This window comes from Bacillus silvicola (assembly GCF_050524305.1).
Taxonomy (GTDB): Bacteria; Bacillota; Bacilli; order Bacillales; family Bacillaceae_G; genus Bacillus_A; species Bacillus_A cereus_AT.
Genome location: NZ_JBNGVC010000012.1, coordinates 240,252 through 265,095, shown reverse-complemented (window position 1 = coordinate 265,095; position 24,844 = coordinate 240,252). Strand labels below are relative to the sequence as shown.

Sequence of the window (24,844 nt, the reverse complement as noted above, 5' to 3'; positions counted from 1 at the left end):
ATAGCCCCCTTATAAATTTTTGAATGCATCGATTTGTTGTCGCGTGAAAGATTCCATATTTTGACCAGATGCATATTCTTTGTACCAATCAACAGCCCAAGCGATAGAATGATCTGTTGATAACTTAGGAGTCCAACTGAGTTTATTTACTGCTTTTGTACTATCGAGTGTTAAAGTAGGTGATTCATAAGGAGTATTTGTAAGAGGAGAAAGGATTGTTAGTGGTTTATTCCATAATTTCATTATAGATTGAATGACATCATGAACCGTTCTGTTAGGTTCATTCATCGGGCCGAAATTCCAAGCTTCTGCATATTCGGTATTTTCCCAAAGTTTTTCAGCTAAAAGGATATAGCCATGTAAAGGATCTAATACGTGTTGCCACGGGCGAATAGCGTTTTTGTTTCTAATATTTAACGTATCATTTTGTAAATACGCTCGAATGATATCTGGGAATAATCTGTCTTCTGCCCAATCACCGCCGCCGATGACGTTACCTGCTCTGACTGAGGCAATTTTCTGAGTGTTAGTGCGGAAGAATGATTTTTGATATGACGTTGCAACTAGTTCAGCACAAGCTTTACTAGCACTATAAGGATCAAACCCTCCAAGTCGGTCGCTTTCCACGAATGCCCGGTTACCGCTCCCATCATTTTCATAACATTTATCGCTTGTAACATTAATGATGCAGCGTATACTTTCTATATGTTTTGCCGCTTCTAATACGTGAACAGTACCTAAAACATTCGTTTTAAATGTTTCGATAGGATTTTTATATGAAGTGGTGACGATTGGTTGGGCTGCTAAATGAAATAGTATGTCAGGAGTATGTTGTTTCAGGGCATGGAATAAAGAATCGTAATCTGTAATATCGCCTTTAATTGTCGTACACTCTTTTGCCACGTTACCTTGTTCAAAAAGGTTAGGGAAGGATGGAAGCTGAAAAGAGTAGCCGATGACCTCTGCACCTAAAGAAGTTAAAAAAAGGGTGAGCCATGAACCTTTAAAGCCAGTATGTCCCGTAATAAATACTTTTTTCTTATTCCAAAAAGATGATGAAGCCATATTACCAAACCTTCCACGGAGCTTTATTATTTTCCCATAGCTCGACTAATTTATTTTTATCGCGCAATGTATCCATCGGATGCCAAAAACCAGTATGTTGAAAGGCTGCTAATTCATTTTTATTTACTAACTGCACTAAAGTTTCTGTTTCAAAAATAGATTTATCCCCGCTAATATAATTGAAAATATCAGGATTTAAAACAAAAAAACCACCATTCACCCAACCACCATCACCTAGTGGCTTCTCTTGAAAGGATGTGACAGATTGTTTATCTAAAACGAGAGATCCAAATCTTCCTGGAGGCTGTACGGCAGTAACGGTAGCTATTTTTTCGTGATTTTTATGAAATGCAATTAGTTCCTTTATATTTACATTACTTAATCCATCACCATAAGTAAGGCAAAAAGGTTCGTCCCCGACGTAATTTTGTATTTTTTTAACCCGTCCACCCGTTTCAGTATTTAGACCGGTATCAATTAGTGTAACTTTCCAAGGTTCAATACGATGAGAATGGTTAGTAATTGTATTATCGCTTAAATGTATTGTGAAATCTGACATGTGTAAGTTGTAATTTAAAAAGAACTCTTTAATTGCATATCCTTTATAGCCTAAGCAAATAATAAATTCAGTAATTCCGTAATGACTAAACAAACTCATAATGTGCCATAGAATAGGTTTTGTTCCAATTTCAATCATAGGTTTTGGTTTTAAATGAGTTTCTTCCCCAATCCTTGTCCCGTACCCACCAGCAAGAATAACAGCTTTCATTTTGTCCTCCTAAATTAAAAAAGTTATAGTATATACAGTATTCATATTTTATGCGAATGGTATTGTTTTTGATCAAGAAGGAAAAAAGTATGTGTGAGAATGCCGGTACGTATAATATTAAGGTTTGAACTTTGGAAATAATTCTTGATATTCAGGATTATTACGGAGATCTTGTGTTACGTTATTAAGTTCTAAAAAACGGGTTTCAAGTTCTTCGGGAGATTGTCCATAATGTGTTTGGAGCCCCATTTGAACACCCATTTTGGAAAGGGTAGGTGTGATTTGTAATTTTCTTGCCTTTGACTGTTCATTCCAAGGGCTAAAATAAAATTTTAAAATAAATGAAGGATAGTTATAAACTATATTCCCGTGCCGCGAATAATGTCTACCGGGTAAATATGCTCCATCTAGGTGATTGTGAATAAATCTCCAGGCACATCCGAGTTTTGGGTTATAAGGGAAGACACCGTGGTGTCGTTGTTCCACTAAGGGGATAGAATATCTTGGCTTTGAATAATTGTAAGTATGGCTATCAATCATTAAAATCATTCTAATTGCATACATATTTTGCCCTAGTGTATGAAGGGATGAGAAAAACTCTTCTGCATTATTACAACAAAAGAATTCCGTAGTATTTAAAACGATTTTCCAACCTGAAACTTCTCTTTCAATTCCCATCACTTCAATGTCAGTATTTGTTGGATCAAACTCAATAAATCTTGAATTTCGTACTTCCCAATGGGGTGCGAATAATTTACAAATCTCAACGGAACGATCAGTGGAGCCTCTATTAATTAATATACCGTGATCGAATATTTTTGTATGGTGCATAAGCCACCAAGGAAGCAAATATTCTTCGTTATAAAAATGAGAAATAATAGTCGTGGTAATTTCAATCTCCTCCTATAGAATAAATAAGAATTTTATATCGATACTATTATGATATGTTCTTAAATAAGAAAGGTTGAAAGGAACGGGCTATTCACTGGCTATATTTTGGTAGTGGTGGCTTAATGAATCTAATGATTTTATTATATAGTTAATTTAATAGATTATATGTGTATGGATAACATAAGATGCGACGTAAAATTTTGTATAAATTGTGAATAAGAAACCATCACGTTTGACTGTACAGTTTATGTATTGTATGATGGGAGTAATATAAACAAGGGGGGAAGATCGTTGGGAAGGTGTATCGAATCGGACAGTTGGCTCTCATGGCTCACGTGTCGAAACGAACGATTGATTATTATACGAATCTAGGTATCTTAAAAGCGGAGCGATCTCAATCTAATTATCGCTATTACGACGAAACAGCATTTGAGACATTACAATTTATTGAGAAGTGCAAAGAAATGCATATGCCGCTTTGTGAGATTAAAGAGAGAATCGAGGAGAAGAAAAAGCTGCTCGGTATCAATGAACACGTTTCGAAACATGTGAATGATGTGACAGACCATATTCATAGATTAGAAGCAGAACTAACGGAGTTAAAGCCTCTTTTAGATGAATTGACTGATTCACAACGTGAAAAAATATCGAAATCTTTATCAGGTCAAACGACAGCTTTAATACAGACACTTGCTCTATTATTATAGAATAAGTGAAATCCGACCTCTTTAATTTTTGTATCGGGCTATGTTTTCTAACGAACAAATAAGAAAACATTATAGTATACAGGAGGTGGACACCTTAGTTTTTTAACTAAGGGGATTCATTGGAAATATTTAATTTATTCATGGTTGCGGTTTTAATCGCATTTACTGGATTTTTCGTAGCAGCAGAGTTTGCGATTGTAAAAATACGTTCAAGTCGCATTGATCAGCTTGTTGCGGAAGGGAAACGCGGCGCATTAGCAGCGAAAAAAGTAACAACAAATTTAGACGAATATTTATCTGCTTGTCAATTAGGTATTACAGTTACAGCGATGGGACTTGGTTGGTTAGGTGAACCGACGATAGAAAAATTATTACACCCATTATTTGAGAAATGGAATTTAAATCCTTCTATCTCATCAGTATTAACATTTGGTCTTGCATTTATGACGATGACGTACTTGCACGTTGTAGTCGGGGAATTAGCTCCGAAAACGATGGCAATTCAAAAAGCTGAAAAAGTGACATTGTTATTAGCAGGTCCGTTAATGATATTCTATAAAGCTATGTATCCGTTTATTTGGGTATTGAATGGTTCTGCTCGTGTTGTAACTGGTTTATTCGGTTTGAAGCCAGCTTCTGAACATGAAGTAGCTCATACAGAAGAAGAGTTACGTCTTATTCTTTCAGAGAGCTATGAAAGTGGAGAAATTAATCAAGCTGAATACAAGTATGTAAATAATATCTTTGAATTTGATAATCGCATTGCGAAAGAAATCATGGTACCGCGTACGGAAATCGTTGGTTTCTATCTTGAAGATTCAGTAGAAGAACACATGAAAGTAATCCAAAATGAACGATACACACGTTATCCGATTTTTGGAGAAGATAAAGATGATATTATCGGTATGGTCAATGTAAAAGATTTCTTTATTCGATATATGAACAACGATAAAGAAGATTTATCATCGATTCGCACGTATATGCGTCCGATTATTGAAGTTATGGAAACTACTCCAATTCATGATTTATTACTGCAAATGCAGAAAAAGCGAATTCCAATGGCTGTTTTATATGATGAGTACGGAGGAACAGCTGGAATTGTAACGCTTGAAGATATATTGGAGGAAATCGTCGGCGAAATTCGTGATGAATATGATGAAGATGAAGCACCACCAATTCAACATGTGAACGAGTATCATAAAATTGTTGATGGAAAAGTGCTTATCTCAGAAGTAAAAGATTTGTTTGGATTACACATTGAAGAAGACGATGTGGATACAATCGGTGGATGGATTATGATGCAAAATCATGAAATTGAAGAAGGACAATACGTTGAAGCAGAAGGTTATGAATTTAAAGTGTTAGAAAAAGATGCTTATCAAATTAAACGTGTTGAAATTCAAAAAATGGAACAAGAACAAGAGAAAGCAGCAACTGTGTAAGTTGCTGCTTTTCTTCTGACACATAATAAAATGTGAAATTAGGAGCGGATATTTTGATTCAAGTAGCCTTACGTGTATATCGATTACAATTGTATACAATCTTTAGTGGTTTACTACTAATGTGGGCGATTACTCCATTTGGAAAACAAGTGACAGGGTTCGGTATTGGTTTAGCAGTTAGCGCATATTGCCTTTGGTTATTAGCTCGTAGAGTGGAGAAACTAGGAAGAAGTATTGTAATGAAAGAAAAGGCTCCTGGATTAGGAGTCTTAAACCGATTTGCAGCCGCGATATTAGGGGCTATCATTATGTATGAAATTGAGCATGAAATGGAAATGTGGGCATTTGGTACGGGTATTTTAGGCGGTCACTTTTTAATGATTGCGAATTTAGCCTATGCAAATATGCAGTTAGTAAAAGAAGAAGAGAAGCAAAGAGAACAAGCTTCGAAAAACATAGAGTTATAATGAGAGGAACCTGACCGGGTTCCTTTTTTGTGTTTGAGAATAAATGGCGCAATAGTTAATATACTATGAGCGATTTAATAATGACAATTGAATTTACGACCAAATATAATACGCTTCTTTTTTAGGTTTTTCAATAGTGTGGAAAAAAATTCGAGAAAATTTAAAAACCCATCGATTTCTAAAGCTTAAGTATGTTATCATGACAAAAGAATTCGTGAAAGAGGTGGATACCAATGTTACAAGCGCTACTTATTTTTGTGCTTCAAATTATTTACGTTCCCATTTTAACGATCCGTACGATTTTGCTTGTAAAGAATCAAACAAGATCCGCTGCTGGTGTTGGATTGTTAGAAGGAGCTATTTACATTGTCAGTTTAGGTATTGTGTTTCAAGATTTATCAAATTGGATGAACATCATTGCCTATGTCATTGGCTTTAGTACAGGACTATTATTAGGCGGTTATATAGAGAATAAATTAGCAATTGGTTATATTACGTATCAAGTTAGTTTACTAGACCGTTGTAATGAATTAGTAGATGAATTACGGCACTCTGGATTTGGTGTTACAGTATTTGAAGGTGAAGGTATTAATTCTATACGTTATCGGTTAGATATCGTTGCTAAGCGTTCTAGAGAGAAAGAGCTTTTAGAAATTATTAATGAAATTGCACCAAAAGCATTTATGTCTTCTTATGAAATCCGTTCATTTAAAGGCGGATATTTAACGAAGGCGATGAAGAAGAGAGCGTTGTTGAAGAAGAAAGATGATCATGCATCGTAAAGAAAAGGGAATAGTGCAGCTTAACAAGAATGGCATAATCCCCATATAAAAAAGAGAGGAATCTAGTTTGAAAAAGGTTCCTCTCTTTTTTATGCGTTATTTTTTTCTACCTTTTCTCAGATTAACAATTAACCATACAACTTGAATAAGTATCGGTAATATAAAAGCAATTAATAAAACGATAAATGCCACTAATTTAAGCTCAGGTGTTTGAGTAACACCAGCACCATCAACATCTCGTAGCCAAATAATAGCTGCCCAGATTCCAAAAACGATAATCCAAAATATGTTACCAATCCACCAAGAAATCCATCGTTTTTTCATGTTAGCACCCCTTACATTTACCCACTGTTGAAATTATATTTTCGTTCGTTACATTTATAATGAAACAACTTTCAAATTAGTTTTTAACTGTATATCTCACTTGTTTGAAGGTTACTATTTCTCCATCATTATTATCATCTTTCGTTTGCAAAAGTTGAACTCTTGGTTTGTAATCTGTCCTATGTGCGTGCTCGATATCTTTAATGTTAAGTTTGTGAGATTCGCCATTATTAATTTTTTGTTCCAATACTTTTTTATTGGCAACATAAATAAAAGTCACTTTATTTTCATCAATGCCCTCGGTCTTAATTTCTAATTCGTTATCTTTTGTAGTAATCGTTGGTGTTAATAATTCCATATTGCCACTCCTGGTTTCTAAAGAATTTTCTGCTATAGTGGAACATCCTGATAATATGATTCCAATGAATAGAAGAACAATTAATTTCTGTTTCATAATATCCCCCAATTCTATGTGATTTTTGATTTTGGCATTGTTAGACTGCTAGTGTGGAGCTTAAATGTTTAGCTAGTACTCTTTTTAATTATACCATAATATGTAAATTAAAACAGGCTGCATATCCAATTTAAGGGAGATTGAAATGTATACTTATTGTTGTGAATTCGTGTGTTTTAGCTTCTGTTTCAAGCGAAATGTAGACAGGATAAAGAAATTTTTTATGGAAATTACAATTTTTACATTTTAAAATAATGATAAAGAATAGATGAATTCATTCACTTCGGAGGTAGTTATTTGAACATTAACGAGAAGGCAATTGAAATGTTTGAACAAAATAAATATGAGGAAGCAATGGAACTGTTTCAACAAGCAGTACATGAATCTAGAGATGTACAATCTCTCAATAATCTTGCTTGGATGTATTTTTATGAGGAAGAGAATGATGATAAAGCTCTTGAATTAATAAGAGAAGTTGTTAAGTTGAATCCTTCCTCATACTTTCCCTATAACATCTTAGGGGAAATTTATATGAAACAAAAAAGTGGGCAGAAGCGAAAGCAGTATTACAAAAATCTATTTCGATTCAACCATCGGATGAAGCATATCACAATGTAGCTGTAGCACATTATAATCTTGGAGAGCTGGAAAAAGCTTCGGAATTTTTCTTACGAATTGCAGGGGATTCGGACTATATAATGTATAACTATGTAAAATGTTTAATTGATTTAGAACGAACGACAGAAGCGAAAGAGAAGTTAGATGCTTTTAACAGGGAATCTGATAATTTTTTAGGGGAAATTAATGTAGCAGATTTATATGTTGAGTTGAATTGCTATAAAGAAGCAATTGAATGGTTCGAAAAGGGATACAAAGAATATTGGAAAAGCCCCAATTGGATTGGTAGATTTGTTTATGCTCTATATAAAGTTAATAATTTCTCCCGTATAAATGAAGTTATACGGGAGTCTATCGAAGCGAAAACAGCAGAAATAGAAGATGTTCAGAATGAAGAAGTAGAAGAAAACTGGACAGAAAACGATAAGAAAGAGTTAATTGAGGAATATATAGAAGAGAATGATTGTTATAAAAAAATGATAGAACGTATCAAATCTGGATACGTTCCAGGATTAGAATTTGAAACTGATTATATAGGGGCTTGCTATTTATTTGGTTGTAAAAGACATAATCATCTTGAATATGAAAAATAAAAAGATTCGACTGTCACATATGATGGTCGAATCTTTTTATTATAGGTCGGTTGTCTAAAGGTACCATCTCAATTGTAATTTGTTAAAGGTGTTTCGTATCATTACATAGGTATATATCCTCCTTAGGTAATCCTTTTTTAACATTTAAAATATGTAGGGAAATAAAACCAATAAGTCCTATTCCACCGAAAATAAGCCATGGTGTATACATTCCGTTTAAGTTGGATGTAAAAGATGTACCGGTATAATTACCGATGATAAAACCAAATGCGAGTGATAGTTGATAAAATCCGAAGTAAGTAGCTGTATATGATTCGCTACTGTAATTTGCAATAGCGATATCAGCGTTAGGTAATACGAGTGTTTCACCGATTGTAAATAAAATTACACAAATAAATAGCCAATATGGGTGTTGAAATAAAGGAATGAGTAAAAAGGAAATACTCATTAATAAAACACCGTATTTAATAATCGAAAGTGTGTTGTATTTGTGAAATAGTTTTCGGAATAGCACCATAAATATGACGCCTGTTATTGCATTTATCGTAATAACTAATGTAGCGAGTTGGTTGCTATTACTAATGTTTTTCATATGAAGTGGAAGTGCGACAGTAAGCTGAGTAAACATAATATAGAAGAAAATCATGATAAATGAAAACAGAAGGAAAGACTTGTTTTGTAAGATGGCCTGTATTCCTAATGTAATAGACGTGTTTTCAGTAGTGACTTGGAAGTGATTTTTAAGTAAGTAAAAGATAAAAGCGAATAACAGCATAAGAGATCCTGTTAGGGAGAAAGCATAGATTGGATCGAGTAAGAGTAAAAAACCTCCTGCAATTGGTCCGATTATTGCACCGCAATTAAAACTAAGGTTTAAATATGTAAATAAATTTTTTCTCATATGAGCTGGTTGTGACCCGAATATGGCGCGAGCAGCAGGTTCGTAAAATGCAGTTCCAAAACCGATAAGTGCAGAAGAAATAGAAATTGTATGGAAATCAGAGCATATTCCTAAAGCGATAAATCCGATTCCTCTTAAAAATAATCCGGCTATCATCATAATGATATAGCCGATTTTCTCAGCAATTAATCCTGAAAATAATGGGATAACTCGTGATGTGATTGTCATAACCGTCAACACTGTTCCTACTTGAACAGCTGAAAAATGGAGAAAGGTTAATAGATAAATAGCTAAAAATGCGTATACTGCAAAATACCCAAAAGACATAAAAAATGAAGAAATAAGCATGAAACGTATCGGTATTGAGAGACTTTTCATAGAACTCCTCCTAATTATGTAACCAGTAAAATTATTTGATGGTTAACTATTTTATATTATAATTATACATAAAGTCAGAAAAAAGTAAATTTTGAGAAGAAGGTGGATGGAATTGAATCAAAATGCACCAAATGAACTAGAATATATTCGGGAATTTTTAAATACATGGAGAATACCAAACGATACGAGAGAGCCAATTGATTTGCTACAAACAGAAGAGGATATAAACCTTTTTATGAAAAAATATTTTCATAAAAAGGTTCCATTTCATACGATAGAGGAATTAAAAAGTTTTCGAGAAGATATTCGGGTGGCAATTGAAGGCGAAGGATCGTTGCAAAATTGGTTAGTGAAATACCCATTTCATGTACATGTAAAGGAAGATATGAAAGGTATTACATATGGGCCTGTGCACGAAGAGAATGTATATACAAAAGTATTAAGCATTGTGTTAATGTCAATTCAAGGAAATTTGTGGGGAAGGTTAAAAGCATGTCCAGATTGTCGCTGGGTATTTTATGATCATTCGCGAAATGGAAGCAAAAGATGGTGTGGTATGTATGCTGGAGAAGAAGGAGGAAGAGCGTGCGGAACGATCGCGAAAGTGAAAAATTACCGGGCAAAGAGAAAAGGAAGATCGGGCTATAATGTGTAATTTATAGTAGGGGAAGAAAATTGGATGGAGGAATGTAGGATATGGAAGATACACAAATGTTAGCTTTAAATAAAAAGTGTTGGGATACAGTTGCACCTTATTTCTTTCAAGTGGATTGTTTACCTAAATACGGCCCGTATACAGCGTCTGAAGATGAGATTCATTTGTTCGATTCAATCAGAAATAAAAAAGTTCTTGATATTGGATGTGGAAGTGGGCATTCGTTGCAATATATGGCGGAACATGGAGCAGAGGAATTATGGGGGCTTGATCTTTCAAGTGAACAAATTAAAACAGCGAATGAAACGTTAAAGAGTTGGAATCCAAAGTTAGTATGCGGAGCAATGGAAGAAGAAGGAGATATTCCGAAAGGGTATTTTGATATTGTATATTCCATTTATGCATTAGGTTGGACTTCGAATTTAAGAAAAACGTTGGAACTGATTTATTCATATGTAAAGCCAGGAGGAAGTTTTATTTTTAGTTGGGAGCACCCAGTATATTCAAATTTACAGTATGGTACAGAAGAAATTGCTATAAAGTCTTCTTATCATGAGGAAACGCCTATTACGTTTGAAACATTTAAAGGAGAAAATGTACAAGCGACATTATATAAGAGAAAAATAAGTACATACATAAATGAGTTAAATAGAGCCGGATTTATAATTGAGAGAATAGAGGAGCCTGAACCATCGAGCTCGTTTGATGGAGAACGAGCTGAGCCGTCTACGAAATATTATTCTTTATATAAAGCTAGGATGGTACCAACTACTTTTATTATTAAGGCGAGGAAGTAAATAGTGTTATATAAAGGGGGAGGAAAATGGTCCATGTGAGTATGGTGAAGATTGGTGAAGCACAATCTTCTATAGACGAGAAAGTGTATCGTAATTGGGGAAGTATTATTTCAAACATCAAAATATATCCAGAGTATATTGGAGGATTAACAGGTCTTGAGGATTATTCTCATGCAATTGTTATTTTTTATATGAATGATTTTCAGGAAGAAAATAAACAGTCGTGGGCTAGAAAGCCAAGGGGGTTAAGTGATTTTGATGAAAAGGGATGTTTTGCTCAGCGGACAAAGCATCGTCCAAACCCTATTGGAATTACTACTGTTGAAATATTGTCGATTGAAAATAACATTATGACTGTGCAAGGATTAGACGCTAATGATCGAACGGCTATTTTAGATATAAAACCATATATTGCTGCTTTTGATACAAGAGAAAATGCTCGTGTGCCAGATTGGATGAATAAGTTAATGGAAAATTATTTTTAATAGTAATACAAAAAGCTTTGCGATTCAGAACCGCAAAGCTTTCTGTATTAAATTATATTATACGTATGGTTTCCTTATCTTTTCGGCTGAAAAATATGCTGAAAGAAGTATTTGTGATGTAAATTATCTACAACTTTATTTGCTTGATATGTGCGGTGCTGTTCAAGTCGAAGTCTTTGCTCCATCATTTTTATTGCGTGATCAGATAAACGTAACATTATACATGTCTCCTTTTCTATAAATATAGGTGTCTAATGGTATCGATTCCATATTTATAATTAAGGAGGTACACTGTGTAACATAGGCAAAAAGCACCTTCCTCTCCCATTACGCTTACGAGGTTAGCTGTCGGACTCGGGAAGTGAGAGTTTCCCTACTTAAATAAGATTCGCCCCAAGTAGCATAGCTACAAAAATGGTTCCCCCGCTCCAAAATTTGGACTCAGCAAAAGGTTTTATAAAGTAAAAGATAACATAAATAATTTAATGAGTCAAACTATTTATTGTTTTCTGATTTTTTAAGGGAGGTTAAAACCACACCATCGGGTAATATGATATCCTTTACTTCAATAAATCCGTATTTTTTATATAAAGATAGAGCAGGGGTATTTTCTTTCCCTGTTTGTACAATATATGTTTTGGAAGGGGAGAACATGTCAAATACATATAGTAGTAGTTTTGTTGCAATTCCTTTATGAAAATGATCAGGGGATACTACTAAACGATGAATATCAACTTCCTCTTCATCCATTTTAAATGAAATAAACCCGGCAAGTGTATCTTCATAAAAATAGCCGTAAAAAATTTCATCACATGATTGAATATCGGCTACAGTATCATAAAGACGAGGGATAGCTGTACTATTTATATATTTCGCCTCGATTTCATAAGCGGGTATTTGAATGTTTAAAATAGAAGTAGCCGTGTTGTGAGAAGTTGTTATTAATTTTTGAATCATAGGGTAAAACCTCCTTGTAGACTTTATTTTCATAGATTTGACAACATTTTTCTTTTTTGGATATAATAATTATAATAGTTACATAATCATTTAGTATTAAAAAGAAATACACCATAATAGAAATGGAGGACTAAAGATGGGATGGATTATCACATTAATAGTTGGTGCTATTATAGGTGCAATTGCTAGTTCTATAACGGGTAAAAATTTTCCGGGTGGTATGTTTGGAAATATTATCGCAGGTTTATTAGGTGCTTCGTTAGGTGGTAGATTATTTGGATCTTTTGGGCCATCATTTGGTGGGATTCATGTCGTGCCAGCATTATTAGGAGCAATCGTTTTAATTCTTATTGTATCATTTGTAGTGAAAGCTGCAAGAAAATAAAGATATAGATTATAATGAGAAGCCCTGAATAAGGGCTTTTCATTATTCAAAGAGGTGGTTTCGTTGGAGAAAGTAAATATAAGAAAAAGAGATAAGTTGAAAAAGTTTTTTAGAGAACAAAATTATTTAGCGGTGTTACTTGGATTTGCGTTATTGTTCATTAACATATTACTGCTAACGAAAATTTCTTTTGTGTTTACTCCGTTTATCGTCTTTTTAAAAACAATTTTCTTCCCGGTATTATTGGCGGGAGTGCTATTTTATATTTTACATCCATTCGTTTCGCTTTTAGAAAAGAAAGGTGTTTCAAGAATCGTATCAATAGCTTCCATATATTTAGTAGTACTAGGGTTATTTGTATTTTTAGTTGTAACTGTAATCCCAATTATTAAAGATCAAATTGATGCATTAATAGATAACTTACCGTATTTCGGTCATGAAATCGAACGAGCAGCACGTAGATTCGGAGAAAGTAATTTACTAGGGAAAATTCAGGAGAATTTAAATATTGATGTAGCGAGTATGGTAAAAGACTACACAGTTGATTTTACGAAGTCGTTATCATCAGTGACAGGAAATGTAACTGGATTTTTAAGTACTGTTACAGAGGTCGTTTTAACATTTGTAATGGTTCCGTTTATATTGTTCTATCTTTTAAAAGATGGTGAGCAATTACCGAATCATTTTTTAAGGTTTATATCTGAGCAAAGACAACCAGCAGCGAAGAGAATACTAGATGATATGCATTATGCGATTAGTTCGTATATTAGAGGGCAAATTATTGTTAGTTTATTTATCGGTATTATGCTATTAATCGGTTATCTTATTATTGGTATTAAATATGCGGTACTACTTGCTATTTTAGCGATGATTGTAAATATCGTTCCGTACGTAGGACCAATCATTGCAATTACACCAGCTTTAATTATCGCATTTATCGACTCGCCATCAATGGTGTTAAAAGTAATTATCGTTATGATGATTGTACAATTAGCAGAAGGTAAATTTATTTCTCCGCAAGTCATGGGGAAAAAGTTAGATATTCACCCGATTACTATTATATTTATCATTTTAACTGCGGGAAATTTATTTGGAATTATGGGGATTATTTTAGCAATTCCAGGATATGCGATATTAAAAGTGTTAGTAACGCACGGTTATAGATTTGTGAAGTTGAATACGTAAAGAAGAGCTAAAACAGATAAAACTGTTTTAGCTCTTTTTTATTAATAATTGATTTGCATATTGGCGTGCCCATTAATCAGCTTCTAATATAGCGTCTAGAGAAGGGTTTTTTACTGTATGATGGGCATCAATTGTTTTTTTATATCGAAAAATGTAATTTCATTTGCTGCATTTAATAAGAAGTATGTTTAGGTTTTTGGTATATAGATATTAAAATGTATTTTCAAAGTTTGATAGCAATGTAGCGGTATCCCTATTAAAAATCAAGGTTATAGATAACTGGTATATCCATTCTAGGGAAACCGCCCATACCTGTTCCAGGGAAACCGCCCATACCCATTCCAGGGAAACCGCCCATACCCATTCCAGGAAAACCACCCATACCCATTCCAGGGAAACCACCCATACCCATTCCAGGAAAACCGCCCATACCCATTCCAGGGAAACCACCCATACCTGTTCCAGGGAAACCGCCCATACCCATTCCAGGGAAACCACCCATACCTGTTCCAGGGAAGCCACCCATACCCATTCCAGGAAAACCACCCATACCTGTTCCAGGGAAACCGCCCATACCCATTCCAGGAAAACCTATAATACGGTGAGAATCTAATGTCATGTTTCCACCTACTTTTTATAAATATTTCATACTCTTTTACATGCTATGCTTAAAGAAAATAAAGGAGCTTATTCTCATTTGAAATTAGGCAGACTAACTACTGATAAGTGGGGTTATGTGAACTTCATATGTATAGGATATAGATAAAAGGACTTTCAATCTTCGAATAAGAATTTATACAATGAATTGATAAACTGGGCAATCTGTTCATGTTAGAGTTTGTTATCATCAATCCTTTTAAACAAAAGATATAGTATTATCATTTCGAGAAGATTCTTTTATCTTCAGTTTTGGTAGCGATAAGGACTTTTGGGGAGGAGAAATCTATTACTCTTATTTAGTTTATAGTAAACAAATTAGTCTCATGCGTAGGCTTTTAATTCAATAATAGGTAGATTGCTTTCCTTTAGTTTGTAATCAAATATTAAATCGTCCATGCGAAAATTAGCATCTACTTCAAGAGAAATGAAAGTACCCCCTATTTCTACTTGATTTCCGTTCTCATTCTCAAAAGTGAGCGCACCTTCAAACGTTTCTATGTACTCATCGCAGGTGTATAAATATATAGCGATAGGTGTGAAATGTATAATTACCCCTAAAGTATCATCGTTAGTCTGAATATTTCTCTTAAACTTATCGATTTTTTTAGTAAACCAACCCATAACTTCACCCCGTTTTTGTATTGCAAAGAAATTCTGTATATATTGATTATATATGGTGTGGAATAAATCGGTAATGGTTATTGTTAAAATTCCAAATAAAGAAAACCAGAAAATTCAGTTTTATTAGAAGGGAAAATGTGATAAACTGTAAAAAATAACTAAAAAGCAATGAAAGAGAAGAGTACATATTCAAAACTTTTCAGAGAACTGATATGTGGTGGGAATCAGTAAGGGATGGATATGGAATGGGCTCTGGAGCTTCTCACTGAAATGAGTAGGTAAAGACGGTTACTTCACGTTATCGAAGTATGAAGTGAGCTAATGATAGCTAATTAAGGTGGTACCGCGGGAGTCTCTCGTCCTTTTTATAGGATGAGGGGCTCTTTTTATTTTATTTTGAGGAAGGAGGAGTTAGTGTGAGTGAAAAAATAATGTTAACAGGAATTAAGCCAACAGGTTATCCGCATTTAGGAAATTATATTGGTGCAATTAAACCAGCATTACAAATGTCAAAAAATAATGAAGGAAAAGCATTATATTTTATAGCTGACTATCATGCGTTAAATGCTGTGCATGATCCAGAAAAGTTCAGTAGTTATACGAAAGAGGTAGCAGCTACTTGGTTATCACTCGGACTTGGAGAAGATGTTATTTTTTACCGACAAACAGAAGTGCCGGAGATTTTAGAACTAGCTTGGATATTAGCTTGTCTAACTCCGAAAGGTCTTATGAACCGTGCTCATGCGTATAAAGCGAAAGTAGAGCAAAATAAAGAAGCAGGGTTAGAGGTCGATGCTGGAGTGAATATGGGATTATATACGTATCCGATTTTAATGGCGGCTGATATATTACTATTCCAAGCTACTCATGTACCAGTTGGAAAAGACCAAATTCAGCATATTGAAATTGCGCGTGATATTGCGACGTATTTTAATCATACATTCGGCACGACATTTACGCTTCCAGAGTATGTAGTGCAAGAAGAGGGTGCCATTTTACCCGGCCTTGATGGAAGAAAGATGAGTAAAAGTTATGGGAATGTGATCCCATTATTTGCAGAACAAGAAAAACTACGAAAGTTAATATTTAAAATCAAAACAGATTCTTCACTTCCAAATGAACCGAAAGAAATAGAAACGTTATTTACAATATATAAAGAATTCGCGACGAAAGATGAAATGCAGTCGATGCGTGAAAAGTATGAGACAGGCATTGGATGGGGAGATGTGAAAAAAGAGTTGTTTCGCGTTGTAGACCGCGAATTGGCTGGACCTCGGGAAAAATACGAAATGTATATGAATGAGCCGCATTTATTATATGAAGCGTTAGAAAACGGTGCTGAGAAGGCTCGTGAAATTGCGAAGATAAATTTAGCAGAAATTAAAAAACGGATTGGATTTGAGAGGGGGCGATGAGCGTTCCCTCGTTTTTCGATATAAATTATTCTTTATATCGATACGTAGAGCAAGGAGTTCGCACTTCTTTTCCAAACTTATTAGTTGCATATATTAAAAAGTATGCTAATATAGGGATACTTATTAAACGTGTTTAATAAGTATAATTGAAGTCACTTATTAAAGTTGTTTAATAAGTGTAATTCATTCTATAACGAAGGAGATGATTCTATGAAAACGGAAAAAGAAAAGATGTTGGCGGGAGAAATGTATATTGCGGATGACGAAGAATTAGTGGCTGATAGGGTGGAGACAAAACGTTTGACACGTCTTTATAACGAGGCTATGGAGACAGGAGATGAACAACGTTTTACTTTATTAAATCAGCTTTTAGGTTCTTCAGCTGACGGAAAAACCCACATTAATCCTGATTTTCGTTGTGATTACGGCTACAATATTCATGTTGGAAAGAGCTTTTTCGCAAATTTTAATTGTGTGATTTTGGATGTTTGTGAAGTACGAATCGGTGATAATTGTATGTTTGCACCTGGCGTTCACATTTATACTGCTACGCATCCGTTGCATCCGGTAGAGCGGAACTCTGGAAAAGAATATGGGAAGCCTGTAAAGATTGGTAACAATGTTTGGGTTGGCGGGGGAGCCATTATTAACCCTGGTATTTCAATTGGAGATAATGTTGTAATTGCTTCAGGGGCAGTTGTGACAAAAGATGTACCTAATAATGTAGTTGTTGGTGGTAACCCAGCTAAAGTTATTAAAACGATAGAAGAATAAAAGGTGTTTTCATCAGTGTGTAAATTAACGCATAAACAATTTGAAAGGTGTTTCATATGAAGAAAGATTTCGCGGAGAATGATACAAAGATACTACTTGCCTCTCGAAACGCTCTATTCCTCTTATTTGCTTTGCCAGGTGTCGCTTTTGCTACATGGATTTCTAGAACGGCAGCGGTGCGAGAGATTTTAGCAGTTTCAAATGCAGAAATGGGCTGGATTTTGTTCGGACTATCAGTCGGTTCAATAATTGGTTTACTGAGTGCAAGTCGCTTCATTGACTGTAAGGGAGCTAGAGGCGTTATTATAGGCAGTATGTTTTTTATGATTGTTGGATTGCTTTGTTTAGGTATTAATATTTATTTTGTTTCTAGTATGGGGGTTTTTGGTAGCTTACTAGTATTTGGGGTAGGATATGGATTAGCAGAAGTCGCATTAAATGTAGAAGGTTCTTCCATTGAGCGGAAATTAGGAACAACACTTCTACCGAAATTTCACGGTTTTTTTAGCGTAGGAACTTTAGTAGGCGCGCTTAGTGGTTCTGTCGCGGCTTCGCTTCACATCCCAATTCTGTATCAGTTTCTTGCAATTTCGATCGTATTTGTATTACTTGTATGTATGTTGTATCGTTTTCTTCCGCATGGAACAGGAAAGAAGGAGAAATCGCGGAACAAACAGCGAGCAAAGCATACTTCCTTACGTATGGAAAAAAAGGTGCTTTTACTTGGTCTTTTTGTACTTGGAATGGCATTTGCAGAAGGGAGTGCTAATGATTGGCTACCTATCGTGATGGTAGACGGACATCAGCAAAGTGTAGTGACAGGTTCTATTATGTACACTATTTTTGTATTGGCAATGACGTTAGCTCGTATGTGTAGTAGTTATTTTCTTGATCGATTCGGTCGTGTCGCTGTTATGCGTGCTACTATTATGATGGCAATTATAGGAATGACAATTGTCATATTTGGGAGTGACTCATATTTTCTAGCACTTGGTGTAGTACTGTGGGGGATTGGTGCCGCGCTAGGTTTCCCGATTGGGCTTTCTGCTGCTGGAGATGGTGGCGAAAATGCGACTTCTAATGTTGCTACAGTTTCTATAATCGGTTTTACAGCGTTTTTAGTCGGACCACCATTTTTAGGGATACTTGGAGAAGCATTTGGAATACGTAATGCTTTGCTAGCTGTTTTATTATTTGTTATCTTGTCTGGAATTGTATCGTCTGTTACGAGAGAGAATACATCGAATTAAATACGGAGTGCCGCTAGTAGAAATATATCATCTCTATTGCTTTAGAAAATGATGTATGATATATTGTCAACGCAACTTATTAAAAGTGTTTAATAAGTATGTTGATTAAGGTGGTGAGCGATTTGAGTGAACAATTTGTTACTCAAAAATCGATTAAAGAGACAATCCTTCGCGGCATTCGTACAGCTCTTCTAGAGCGAGGTAGTGCAACGAAAGTTGAACTTAGTAATACATTAGAAATTAGTTTTCCAACGATAAGTAAATTTATAGAAAAAATGAAACAAGACGGTGAAGTAACTTTAGCCGGTTTAGATGATTCAAGTGGCGGAAGAAGAGCAAAACGATATGAATATAATCCAGAATATATGTTAGGTTTAGCGATATTTTTAGAGAGAAATGAGACGAACTATACAATTTTTAACTGTTTAGGGGAAGTAAAAGAACAAGGGAGTACTTCAAGTGCATTAATTGATACGGGCCTAAGCGTATTAACAGAACATATAGAAAGTCTTATAGCTACGTTTCCAAAAATAAGTTCTATATCAATTGGTGTTCCTGGTGCAGTCGATAATGGGCGTATTTTCTATATTCCTGGATATGAAAAGTTCCAAAATTTTAATTTGAAAAGTCATTTGGAGGAACTGTTTTCTATACCAGTAGTAATAGAAAACGATATGAATGCTGCTGTGCTCGGCTATCATAAAAACACAGGAAGTAATGACAATTCATCTCTTGTATATTTGTATTCAGGTCAAAATGGGCCAGGTGCGGGGATTATGGTAAATGGAGATGTTGTACGCGGAAGTACATTTTTCTCAGGAGAGATATCTTTCGTCCCGCAGTACGATAATAAAAATTTCTTGCAAGCTTTGAGAAGTGGAGACGAAGTTGAAAATTCTAATAATCCAGAGGAATATAATATAGATGCTATTACCCGATTAATAGCTACATGTATAGCTATTATTAACCCTCATGGATTCATCTTCTGTGATGATGAAGTGAACCAATTCGTAATAGATCAAATTGTAAAAAGTTGTCCGCAGTATATCCCGGCAGAACATATTCCGAAAATATCAGTGAGTAATTGGAAAGAAGATTATTTATATGGATTAAAAAGTCTTGGACTTGATCTTATGATTACGAGAACAAATAAAGAAAATTAAATGTGCTGGCAATGAAGCATCCAATTGTCAGTTGAATAGCATAAAAGAAAAGGTGTCGATTATGAAAATTGAACATATAGCAATTTGGGTGAATGATTTAGAAGGAATGCGTGATTTCTATAAACAGTACTTTAATGGTGAAGAAAATAGCTTATATCACAATCCGAAAAAGCAGTTTGAATCTTATTTTATAACTTTTGAAGGTGGTGCGCGTCTAGAACTTATGAAGCAGGTAGGGATAGATGATGCATTACAAACACAAACAATAGGATATGCACATATTGCTTTTTCTGTAGGTAGTAAAGAAAAAGTGAACGAATTAACTAATACATTAAGAGAAGCAGGATCCCCTGTATTAAACGGCCCGCGTACTACAGGGGATGGTTACTACGAAAGTGTAGTAAGTGATCCTGAAGGAAATCAGATTGAGATAACAATCTAACATTTTATTTACTAATAACGAATAAAAATATAAAACTTTGTTGTTCCCCAAAATGTTTACGAGAAACCTATTATTTCTTCAGAAAGGGGGACATAACATTGAGTGAGTCAATTTTTATTTTCTGTATATATCCATTGCTTATTTGTATTATATCAATAGCTGTGACATATAAAGTAGGTACATTTTATATGATGCCAATGGTAACATTTCTTATTTTTCTTATGTTAAATATTACATTATACGATCCATCATTTTTCTTTTGGGTGGGCATGTATACTATTTTTTCATTTATTACTTCTTATATAACACTCTTATTTGCAAAGGAATATAAAGCTGTAGAAAGAGAGCGTTAATATCATTTTGGGGAAATTGGAATTTATGGTGAACGGTAACAACCTCATTTCACGTTATAATGACGGGAGATGAGGTTGTTTTATTTCTATATAAAATATGTAATGTTTTTTAATTGGAGTGTTGGAACTCCTTAATAATCCGCTCAATGACTGGATGAAGATTAAAAGGCAGCTTATCAAGCGAAAAGAAGCGCAGTTCTTTCGATTCCGTTTGATCGCATACAAGCTCGCCGTGGAATTCTCGGCAAATATAAACAACGAGTACACCATGTACTTGATCACCGTTTGGATAGGTTTGAAAGAAATCAGGTCCTGAGTATGTACGGAAAAGTTCTGGATTTTTGATAATAAGTCCAGTTTCTTCAAATACTTCTCGTTTTAACGCGTCTTCTAACGTTTCATGATATTCTAAGGCGCCGCCAATAATGCCCCAGCGGTTAAAATCTGTACGGAGCTGCAATAATATTTCATTTTTCTCATTTAATATAATGGCGTGTGACCCGATTAAAATGAGTGGATGATTTCCTACTAGATTTCTCATGTCTTCAATATAGCCCATATTTCTTCTCCTTATATTTAATAATAATTAGGCAGTTCTTTTAACATTTTTTCTGTTTTACGTGCTGTAAATGCTAAGTTATGATCATCTTTTGTTCTAAAAAATAATGTGCGTAAAAAGAGTTTAATGTTTGCGCATAAAATACAATACTCATTAAGAGAAAGGCGTTTTCTGATTTGAGGAAGCCTTTTTATTTTTTTATAAATAATTGAAATTAACTCATCTTGCGGAAAGTCATGATATAGCATCGATAGTAACGGCGTAACAATGCGTTCATCTTCGTTATTATGAAATAGATCCGATGGAATGAACATTTTATTTAATAAACAATGAATTAATTCCTCGTACGACTCAAAGGTCGTATAGGAATTGTGAACAATTTCAGTGAAGGCATCAGATACGTGTGCAAGACAATGAGCCCATCCTTTATTTTCAATATAGCCTCGAAAATCCATTTCTAAGTTTGTGTATGTAATGAGTTTGTTTTTTATTTCTTCGATATCCTCCTCTGTAAAAAAGTAGTGCGAGTTAGCGAATTGGAGTATTAACGCGATTAACGAAACAGTGTAAGAACGTGTGAAAACCCCATCTGTATGTGGGGAGTGAATGTCACAATATAAATACTCATCACTTAAACAAGTTTGTAAAAGTAATTTCAGTTGATCATCCATAAGAAATTCGTGATGAATAAAATGGGAAAAACATTTATAGATAAGTTGGTAACGAACGTAACTATCAGTCGTTCCGACATACTGAAGCATGTTCAACGTTAACTCATTAATATCTATATGTTGCAGTTGCGTATAGTCATTTTGTTGTATAAGCTCTAACTGTTGTTGCAGCGCTGTAATATCCAATGGAGAACCTCCTCCGCACTTTAAAGATGCGATGTTTTCTAGTATTCTATATATTCAAGGACAATCCTGCTCATGCAAGGAGAACAAGTAGAAATTCGAGTATGACATAGATGAGGGAAATATATGATGACTATAGAACAGTTAGAAAAACATTTTAAAATAAGAAGAAATGCTTCTTCTGTCATGATAAAAGAAAATAATGCAGAGATTTTTACAGAAGAGCAATTAGAAGAGATGATGCAATATTGCGTTGCTGAAGCTGAAAAAGATGGATTAGAAAAACTACATTTTGAAATCTCTTCAAAAAGCCCAAATTATGATGTGTATAAAAAATGTTTCGAAACGTATTCATTTGAATATATTACTGAAAACATGATCGTATTTAAGGATATATATGAAGTAGAAGCTGTAGAAAGTGAAATTGATTTTAAGCTTATTGAAGAAGTAGGAGAAGATACTTTTTATTCTCTTTGGAACGAAATGACGGAAGAACAAGTCACTTATGATCAATTTGTAAATATGATGCTACAAGAAATTGGTGGGCAATGGAAAGAACATTGTTTAACAGCGAGTATCGATGAAGAAGAGCCAATAGGAATTGTAATCCCGCATATTGAAAGAGGTACGTTAGAAGAAGGAAAACTTATGTATTTCGCAGTCGCTCCAAATATGCGAAATAAAGGGTATGAAGCAGCATTCTTTACAGGGGCAATGTTTGTCTTAAAGGAAATAGGCGCATCTTATTATATTGGTGAGACAAATGTACAAAACGAGTGGATGAAGGATGTCTTTGAAAAGAACGGATGTCAGCAACTGAGCTCTACTGAGCGATATGTGAGAATATTTTAGAAGGATGGATGGCTTACTCTCTCGAACTCATTTAGCGGGAGGGTTATATATGCTGGAAAAACAATTCCATTCTTTTGTTTTACTGTATCCAGAGATCTTGTTAGAAGGTTGGAACATCGAAAAATTTTCAGAGCGTTATGAGGGTGAAAAGTGGGAAACATTTTGGTTTCAGGTTGTTACTCCAACTGGAATGTTTCGGGTAAAAGAGTTTTTTCTCGATATAATGGAGCCGGTATTTCCAGATAGTTGTATTTCTCAAGCAAAAGGAGCTTGTTTTCAATATAAAGGGCTTGTGTATTGGAAAGGTGTAAATTATAAGGGAAAAGAAAGTTACGTTACATCTAAATGGAAAACGCAAATTGAAATTTCTATTGATCGTGGAAATGTAAAACAAGATGAAATGGAAAGATTTCTATTTGGGTTACAGCCGGTAAATATGGAGTTTGCGAAAACGATATTACATACACCATTTCACTTATTAAGCTTTCAAGCGAATAGAGGTGAAATAGGTGAGATAGGAAGATGTCGTGAGTGGAATGCTCCAGATGACGTAATCTATTCGAAATTGCCAATTCATGAAAAGTTAAGTTGGAAGCTCGAATCGGTCGGATTAGGAAATGACGAAACGCAGTATGTATACTGGGATGAAGATAGTAAACTATATGCACTTTGGGTTTGTAGGCATAAAAACAAAGTGTACTATCCTGTTTCTTCATGGACAACGAATTATAGCGTTAAACAGATGATAAACGGGTTAGAGTTTTATTCGCACCCTGATCGAGGAACAGTTGTATATGAAGATTTAGGTAATGAACAAATCGCATACGTATTTCGAGGGAATCCGTGTACAAATTTTGAACAAGTAAAAGAACTTTTTGCCTGTTTGTAAGATAAAAAGAAAAATGAGAACGACAAAGTAGATATTCCTATAATACAATAGAGTAAGATTCGATTATAAGAGAAAGCGTTGGTGAAAGAATGGGGCAGCAAAGAAATTGGCTACAAGCAACTGTAGAAAGAAATGAAGATAATACGTTACAAATAAAGTGGGAAAATAATATAGAAGAAGTTCGTATTTATTGGAGTACTTCACCAGATCATATTGAAGAAATTGGAGAATTACTTGCAACGGTAAATGGAGAATCATCATATACAATTGAAAACTTAAGCGGAAATGAGCGTCCATATTTTAGACTAGTAGGTAGTAATGGACAAGCAGTAACAGTAGCTGAGCGTAGACTGCCATTACAAGGCGCGTTTAACTTCCGTGATATGGGCGGATATGAAACGACAGAAGGCCGTAAAGTAAAATGGGGCAAGTTGTACCGCTCTGAAGAATTAGCAGGATTAACAGAGTGGGATATCGAGTATTTACAAAAGTCTGGCTTAAAATTAATTTGTGATTATCGTACAGATTTTGAAGTGAAACATAAGCCAAATCCAGGTATTACAGGCGCTCGTCAAATATGCTTACCAGTTATGCAAGAATTAGCGAAAGATTTAAATATAAATGAGTTTTTCCAAGTTGGTGATTTATCAGTATTAGGCAAACCAGGCGAATACCTTGTGAAAATGAATCAAGATTTTGTAAGTGGTAATGAGGCGTTTGTGAGCTTCTTAAAACTAGCTCGAAATCCAGAAAACTTACCGTTAGTAAACCACTGTACAGCTGGAAAAGATCGTACTGGATTTGGTTCGGCATTATTATTACTTCTATTAGGTGTATCAGAAGAAACAGTCATGGAAGACTATTTATTAAGTAACGGCTTCCGTGAAAAGTTAAATGAGAAAATGATGGCCTTTTTAGGTGCAAAATTACAAAACGATGAGAGCAGAGCGATATTAGGTGCAATGTTTGAAGCACGTGCTGAATATTTACAAGCTGCGATTAATGAAATTAAGAAGCAATACGGATCAATTGAAGCATACGCTGAAAAAGCTCTTGGCTTTACGAAAGAGTCGTTAGAGGAAATGAAAGTGTTATTGTTAGAGGATAAATAAGAAGTCAGGAGGCTAATTGGATTAGCCTCCTTTTACTATTGTTGC

General features: G+C 34.6%; 30 protein-coding genes, 2 pseudogenes, 1 riboswitch and 1 other annotated feature. Of the genes and pseudogenes, 19 read left to right on the top strand and 13 right to left on the bottom strand.

Translation table 11 applies throughout. From position 1 onward, the window contains the following. Nucleotides 1–9: 9 nt before the first annotated feature. The 3 genes from rfbG to ACP6L7_RS13210 all read right to left on the bottom strand — a co-directional run bounded on the left by rfbG (nucleotide 10) and on the right by ACP6L7_RS13210 (nucleotide 2,725). Nucleotides 10–1,065 (bottom strand): CDP-glucose 4,6-dehydratase, encoded by a 1,056-nt coding sequence (rfbG, locus tag ACP6L7_RS13220; protein WP_097833221.1) that lies wholly within the window; start codon nucleotides 1,063–1,065, stop codon nucleotides 10–12. Nucleotide 1,066: 1 nt separating this feature from the next. Beyond that, nucleotides 1,067–1,834 carry a glucose-1-phosphate cytidylyltransferase gene (gene rfbF, locus ACP6L7_RS13215; RefSeq protein ID WP_097833220.1) on the bottom strand — a complete coding sequence of 256 codons (768 nt, stop codon included), beginning with the start codon at nucleotides 1,832–1,834 and terminating at the stop codon, nucleotides 1,067–1,069. 117 nt (nucleotides 1,835–1,951) lie between these two features. Further along, nucleotides 1,952–2,725, bottom strand: a complete 774-nt coding sequence (locus tag ACP6L7_RS13210; protein WP_097833219.1) for a glycosyltransferase family 2 protein — start codon at nucleotides 2,723–2,725, stop codon at nucleotides 1,952–1,954. Between the two features lie 299 nt (nucleotides 2,726–3,024). Between ACP6L7_RS13210 and ACP6L7_RS13205 the strand changes: the two genes are divergently transcribed. The 4 genes from ACP6L7_RS13205 to ACP6L7_RS13190 all read left to right on the top strand — a co-directional run bounded on the left by ACP6L7_RS13205 (nucleotide 3,025) and on the right by ACP6L7_RS13190 (nucleotide 6,123). Then, nucleotides 3,025–3,432, top strand: a complete 408-nt coding sequence (locus tag ACP6L7_RS13205) for a MerR family transcriptional regulator (RefSeq protein ID WP_097833218.1) — start codon at nucleotides 3,025–3,027, stop codon at nucleotides 3,430–3,432. 119 nt (nucleotides 3,433–3,551) lie between these two features. Beyond that, complete coding sequence (locus ACP6L7_RS13200; RefSeq protein ID WP_097833217.1) at nucleotides 3,552–4,874, top strand: hemolysin family protein; 1,323 nt, start codon at nucleotides 3,552–3,554, stop codon at nucleotides 4,872–4,874. 53 nt (nucleotides 4,875–4,927) lie between these two features. Next, a complete protein-coding gene (locus ACP6L7_RS13195) occupies nucleotides 4,928–5,341 on the top strand; it encodes an ATP synthase subunit I (RefSeq protein WP_000616833.1) in 414 nt (137 codons plus the stop codon). 233 nt (nucleotides 5,342–5,574) lie between these two features. Further along, nucleotides 5,575–6,123, top strand: a complete 549-nt coding sequence (locus tag ACP6L7_RS13190) for a DUF2179 domain-containing protein (RefSeq protein ID WP_097833216.1) — start codon at nucleotides 5,575–5,577, stop codon at nucleotides 6,121–6,123. A 96-nt stretch (nucleotides 6,124–6,219) separates the two neighbouring features. Here the strand turns inward: ACP6L7_RS13190 and ACP6L7_RS13185 are convergent, their stop codons facing one another. Further along, the gene (locus ACP6L7_RS13185) at nucleotides 6,220–6,447 is read right to left on the bottom strand and encodes a DUF3923 family protein (RefSeq protein ID WP_097833215.1); all 228 of its coding nucleotides are present in this window, start codon (nucleotides 6,445–6,447) and stop codon (nucleotides 6,220–6,222) included. A gap of 76 nt (nucleotides 6,448–6,523) precedes the next feature. After that, a complete protein-coding gene (locus ACP6L7_RS13180; protein ID WP_430529415.1) occupies nucleotides 6,524–6,919 on the bottom strand; it encodes a hypothetical protein in 396 nt (131 codons plus the stop codon). Nucleotides 6,920–7,198: 279 nt separating this feature from the next. Here ACP6L7_RS13180 and ACP6L7_RS13175 point away from each other — a divergent pair. Beyond that, nucleotides 7,199–8,112, top strand: a pseudogene (locus ACP6L7_RS13175) (tetratricopeptide repeat protein). An 82-nt stretch (nucleotides 8,113–8,194) separates the two neighbouring features. On the opposite strand, the gene ACP6L7_RS13170 reads toward ACP6L7_RS13175, so the two are convergent. Next, on the bottom strand, nucleotides 8,195–9,391 hold the full coding sequence (locus ACP6L7_RS13170) for an MDR family MFS transporter (RefSeq protein ID WP_097833213.1): 1,197 nt from the start codon (nucleotides 9,389–9,391) through the stop codon (nucleotides 8,195–8,197). Between the two features lie 112 nt (nucleotides 9,392–9,503). Between ACP6L7_RS13170 and ACP6L7_RS13165 the strand changes: the two genes are divergently transcribed. The 3 genes from ACP6L7_RS13165 to tsaA are packed head-to-tail and all read left to right on the top strand — an operon-like array spanning nucleotide 9,504 to nucleotide 11,328. Next, entirely contained in the window at nucleotides 9,504–10,046 is a 543-nt protein-coding gene (locus ACP6L7_RS13165; protein WP_141533420.1) for a CGNR zinc finger domain-containing protein, read from the top strand. Between the two features lie 41 nt (nucleotides 10,047–10,087). Continuing rightward, entirely contained in the window at nucleotides 10,088–10,843 is a 756-nt protein-coding gene (locus tag ACP6L7_RS13160) for a class I SAM-dependent methyltransferase (RefSeq protein ID WP_097833211.1), read from the top strand. A 26-nt stretch (nucleotides 10,844–10,869) separates the two neighbouring features. Further along, a complete protein-coding gene (gene tsaA, locus ACP6L7_RS13155) occupies nucleotides 10,870–11,328 on the top strand; it encodes a tRNA (N6-threonylcarbamoyladenosine(37)-N6)-methyltransferase TrmO (RefSeq protein ID WP_097833210.1) in 459 nt (152 codons plus the stop codon). Between the two features lie 74 nt (nucleotides 11,329–11,402). Here the strand turns inward: tsaA and ACP6L7_RS13150 are convergent, their stop codons facing one another. Both ACP6L7_RS13150 and ACP6L7_RS13145 read right to left on the bottom strand, forming a co-directional pair. Next, nucleotides 11,403–11,546, bottom strand: a complete 144-nt coding sequence (locus tag ACP6L7_RS13150) for a hypothetical protein (protein ID WP_000945246.1) — start codon at nucleotides 11,544–11,546, stop codon at nucleotides 11,403–11,405. A gap of 96 nt (nucleotides 11,547–11,642) precedes the next feature. Continuing rightward, a riboswitch (cyclic di-AMP (ydaO/yuaA leader) is annotated at nucleotides 11,643–11,785 on the bottom strand. A 38-nt stretch (nucleotides 11,786–11,823) separates the two neighbouring features. After that, nucleotides 11,824–12,285, bottom strand: coding sequence for a GNAT family N-acetyltransferase (locus ACP6L7_RS13145; RefSeq protein WP_097833209.1), 462 nt, complete (start codon nucleotides 12,283–12,285; stop codon nucleotides 11,824–11,826). Nucleotides 12,286–12,421: 136 nt separating this feature from the next. Between ACP6L7_RS13145 and ACP6L7_RS13140 the strand changes: the two genes are divergently transcribed. Both ACP6L7_RS13140 and ACP6L7_RS13135 read left to right on the top strand, forming a co-directional pair. Continuing rightward, entirely contained in the window at nucleotides 12,422–12,670 is a 249-nt protein-coding gene (locus ACP6L7_RS13140; protein ID WP_000539733.1) for a GlsB/YeaQ/YmgE family stress response membrane protein, read from the top strand. 63 nt (nucleotides 12,671–12,733) lie between these two features. Next, nucleotides 12,734–13,855: an AI-2E family transporter gene (locus tag ACP6L7_RS13135; RefSeq protein WP_141533421.1), complete on the top strand. Its 1,122-nt coding sequence runs from the start codon at nucleotides 12,734–12,736 to the stop codon at nucleotides 13,853–13,855. A 72-nt stretch (nucleotides 13,856–13,927) separates the two neighbouring features. Here the strand turns inward: ACP6L7_RS13135 and ACP6L7_RS13130 are convergent. The 3 genes and pseudogenes from ACP6L7_RS13130 to ACP6L7_RS13120 form a co-directional block, all read right to left on the bottom strand. Continuing rightward, nucleotides 13,928–14,019: pseudogene (locus tag ACP6L7_RS13130) on the bottom strand (1-deoxy-D-xylulose 5-phosphate reductoisomerase); the annotation flags it as partial. Nucleotides 14,020–14,111: 92 nt separating this feature from the next. After that, a complete protein-coding gene (locus tag ACP6L7_RS13125) occupies nucleotides 14,112–14,474 on the bottom strand; it encodes a hypothetical protein (RefSeq protein ID WP_097833207.1) in 363 nt (120 codons plus the stop codon). 362 nt (nucleotides 14,475–14,836) lie between these two features. After that, nucleotides 14,837–15,136, bottom strand: a complete 300-nt coding sequence (locus tag ACP6L7_RS13120) for a hypothetical protein (RefSeq protein ID WP_097833206.1) — start codon at nucleotides 15,134–15,136, stop codon at nucleotides 14,837–14,839. 159 nt (nucleotides 15,137–15,295) lie between these two features. Then, nucleotides 15,296–15,503, top strand: a binding site (T-box leader). Between the two features lie 49 nt (nucleotides 15,504–15,552). On the opposite strand from ACP6L7_RS13120, the gene ACP6L7_RS13115 reads away from it, so the two are divergent. The 6 genes from ACP6L7_RS13115 to ACP6L7_RS13090 all read left to right on the top strand — a co-directional run bounded on the left by ACP6L7_RS13115 (nucleotide 15,553) and on the right by ACP6L7_RS13090 (nucleotide 20,533). Next, complete coding sequence (locus ACP6L7_RS13115) at nucleotides 15,553–16,551, top strand: tryptophan--tRNA ligase (protein WP_097833205.1); 999 nt, start codon at nucleotides 15,553–15,555, stop codon at nucleotides 16,549–16,551. Nucleotides 16,552–16,761: 210 nt separating this feature from the next. Continuing rightward, nucleotides 16,762–17,325 carry a maltose O-acetyltransferase gene (locus tag ACP6L7_RS13110; RefSeq protein ID WP_097833204.1) on the top strand — a complete coding sequence of 188 codons (564 nt, stop codon included), beginning with the start codon at nucleotides 16,762–16,764 and terminating at the stop codon, nucleotides 17,323–17,325. 56 nt (nucleotides 17,326–17,381) lie between these two features. Then, complete coding sequence (locus tag ACP6L7_RS13105; protein ID WP_097833203.1) at nucleotides 17,382–18,575, top strand: MFS transporter; 1,194 nt, start codon at nucleotides 17,382–17,384, stop codon at nucleotides 18,573–18,575. 122 nt (nucleotides 18,576–18,697) lie between these two features. Further along, nucleotides 18,698–19,738 carry an ROK family transcriptional regulator gene (locus ACP6L7_RS13100; RefSeq protein WP_141533422.1) on the top strand — a complete coding sequence of 347 codons (1,041 nt, stop codon included), beginning with the start codon at nucleotides 18,698–18,700 and terminating at the stop codon, nucleotides 19,736–19,738. Between the two features lie 61 nt (nucleotides 19,739–19,799). Further along, nucleotides 19,800–20,180: a VOC family protein gene (locus tag ACP6L7_RS13095; RefSeq protein WP_097833201.1), complete on the top strand. Its 381-nt coding sequence runs from the start codon at nucleotides 19,800–19,802 to the stop codon at nucleotides 20,178–20,180. Nucleotides 20,181–20,278: 98 nt separating this feature from the next. Beyond that, a complete protein-coding gene (locus ACP6L7_RS13090) occupies nucleotides 20,279–20,533 on the top strand; it encodes a YbeF family protein (protein ID WP_071744128.1) in 255 nt (84 codons plus the stop codon). 109 nt (nucleotides 20,534–20,642) lie between these two features. Here ACP6L7_RS13090 and ACP6L7_RS13085 read toward each other — a convergent pair whose 3' ends face one another. Together ACP6L7_RS13085 and ACP6L7_RS13080 are read right to left on the bottom strand one after the other, a co-directional pair. Next, entirely contained in the window at nucleotides 20,643–21,092 is a 450-nt protein-coding gene (locus ACP6L7_RS13085) for an NUDIX hydrolase (RefSeq protein WP_097833200.1), read from the bottom strand. 17 nt (nucleotides 21,093–21,109) lie between these two features. After that, on the bottom strand, nucleotides 21,110–21,949 hold the full coding sequence (locus tag ACP6L7_RS13080) for a DUF2785 domain-containing protein (RefSeq protein ID WP_097833199.1): 840 nt from the start codon (nucleotides 21,947–21,949) through the stop codon (nucleotides 21,110–21,112). A gap of 123 nt (nucleotides 21,950–22,072) precedes the next feature. Here ACP6L7_RS13080 and ACP6L7_RS13075 point away from each other — a divergent pair, with 123 nt between their 5' ends. The 3 genes from ACP6L7_RS13075 (at nucleotide 22,073) to ACP6L7_RS13065 (ending at nucleotide 24,799) form a co-directional block, all read left to right on the top strand. Continuing rightward, the gene (locus ACP6L7_RS13075; protein WP_097833198.1) at nucleotides 22,073–22,798 is read left to right on the top strand and encodes a GNAT family N-acetyltransferase; all 726 of its coding nucleotides are present in this window, start codon (nucleotides 22,073–22,075) and stop codon (nucleotides 22,796–22,798) included. A gap of 49 nt (nucleotides 22,799–22,847) precedes the next feature. Continuing rightward, the gene (locus tag ACP6L7_RS13070; RefSeq protein WP_097833197.1) at nucleotides 22,848–23,687 is read left to right on the top strand and encodes a hypothetical protein; all 840 of its coding nucleotides are present in this window, start codon (nucleotides 22,848–22,850) and stop codon (nucleotides 23,685–23,687) included. 89 nt (nucleotides 23,688–23,776) lie between these two features. Beyond that, nucleotides 23,777–24,799, top strand: coding sequence for a tyrosine-protein phosphatase (locus tag ACP6L7_RS13065; protein ID WP_097833196.1), 1,023 nt, complete (start codon nucleotides 23,777–23,779; stop codon nucleotides 24,797–24,799). The last annotated feature ends 45 nt before the right edge of the window (nucleotides 24,800–24,844 follow it).

Bases quoted from the DNA above. Each gene is read 5' to 3' on its own strand.
- rfbG (WP_097833221.1), bottom strand. From the start codon at position 1,065: ATGGCTTCATCATCTTTTTGGAATAAGAAAAAAGTATTTATTACGGGA.
- rfbF (WP_097833220.1), bottom strand. From the start codon at position 1,834: ATGAAAGCTGTTATTCTTGCTGGTGGGTACGGGACAAGGATTGGGGAA.
- ACP6L7_RS13190 (WP_097833216.1), top strand. From the start codon at position 5,575: ATGTTACAAGCGCTACTTATTTTTGTGCTTCAAATTATTTACGTTCCC.
- ACP6L7_RS13185 (WP_097833215.1), bottom strand. From the start codon at position 6,447: ATGAAAAAACGATGGATTTCTTGGTGGATTGGTAACATATTTTGGATT.
- ACP6L7_RS13170 (WP_097833213.1), bottom strand. From the start codon at position 9,391: ATGAAAAGTCTCTCAATACCGATACGTTTCATGCTTATTTCTTCATTT.
- ACP6L7_RS13160 (WP_097833211.1), top strand. From the start codon at position 10,088: ATGGAAGATACACAAATGTTAGCTTTAAATAAAAAGTGTTGGGATACA.
- tsaA (WP_097833210.1), top strand. From the start codon at position 10,870: ATGGTCCATGTGAGTATGGTGAAGATTGGTGAAGCACAATCTTCTATA.
- ACP6L7_RS13150 (WP_000945246.1), bottom strand. From the start codon at position 11,546: ATGTTACGTTTATCTGATCACGCAATAAAAATGATGGAGCAAAGACTT.
- ACP6L7_RS13145 (WP_097833209.1), bottom strand. From the start codon at position 12,285: ATGATTCAAAAATTAATAACAACTTCTCACAACACGGCTACTTCTATT.
- ACP6L7_RS13140 (WP_000539733.1), top strand. From the start codon at position 12,422: ATGGGATGGATTATCACATTAATAGTTGGTGCTATTATAGGTGCAATT.
- ACP6L7_RS13125 (WP_097833207.1), bottom strand. From the start codon at position 14,474: ATGACATTAGATTCTCACCGTATTATAGGTTTTCCTGGAATGGGTATG.
- ACP6L7_RS13120 (WP_097833206.1), bottom strand. From the start codon at position 15,136: ATGGGTTGGTTTACTAAAAAAATCGATAAGTTTAAGAGAAATATTCAG.
- ACP6L7_RS13110 (WP_097833204.1), top strand. From the start codon at position 16,762: ATGAAAACGGAAAAAGAAAAGATGTTGGCGGGAGAAATGTATATTGCG.
- ACP6L7_RS13105 (WP_097833203.1), top strand. From the start codon at position 17,382: ATGAAGAAAGATTTCGCGGAGAATGATACAAAGATACTACTTGCCTCT.
- ACP6L7_RS13095 (WP_097833201.1), top strand. From the start codon at position 19,800: ATGAAAATTGAACATATAGCAATTTGGGTGAATGATTTAGAAGGAATG.
- ACP6L7_RS13085 (WP_097833200.1), bottom strand. From the start codon at position 21,092: ATGGGCTATATTGAAGACATGAGAAATCTAGTAGGAAATCATCCACTC.
- ACP6L7_RS13075 (WP_097833198.1), top strand. From the start codon at position 22,073: ATGATGACTATAGAACAGTTAGAAAAACATTTTAAAATAAGAAGAAAT.
- ACP6L7_RS13070 (WP_097833197.1), top strand. From the start codon at position 22,848: ATGCTGGAAAAACAATTCCATTCTTTTGTTTTACTGTATCCAGAGATC.
- ACP6L7_RS13065 (WP_097833196.1), top strand. From the start codon at position 23,777: ATGGGGCAGCAAAGAAATTGGCTACAAGCAACTGTAGAAAGAAATGAA.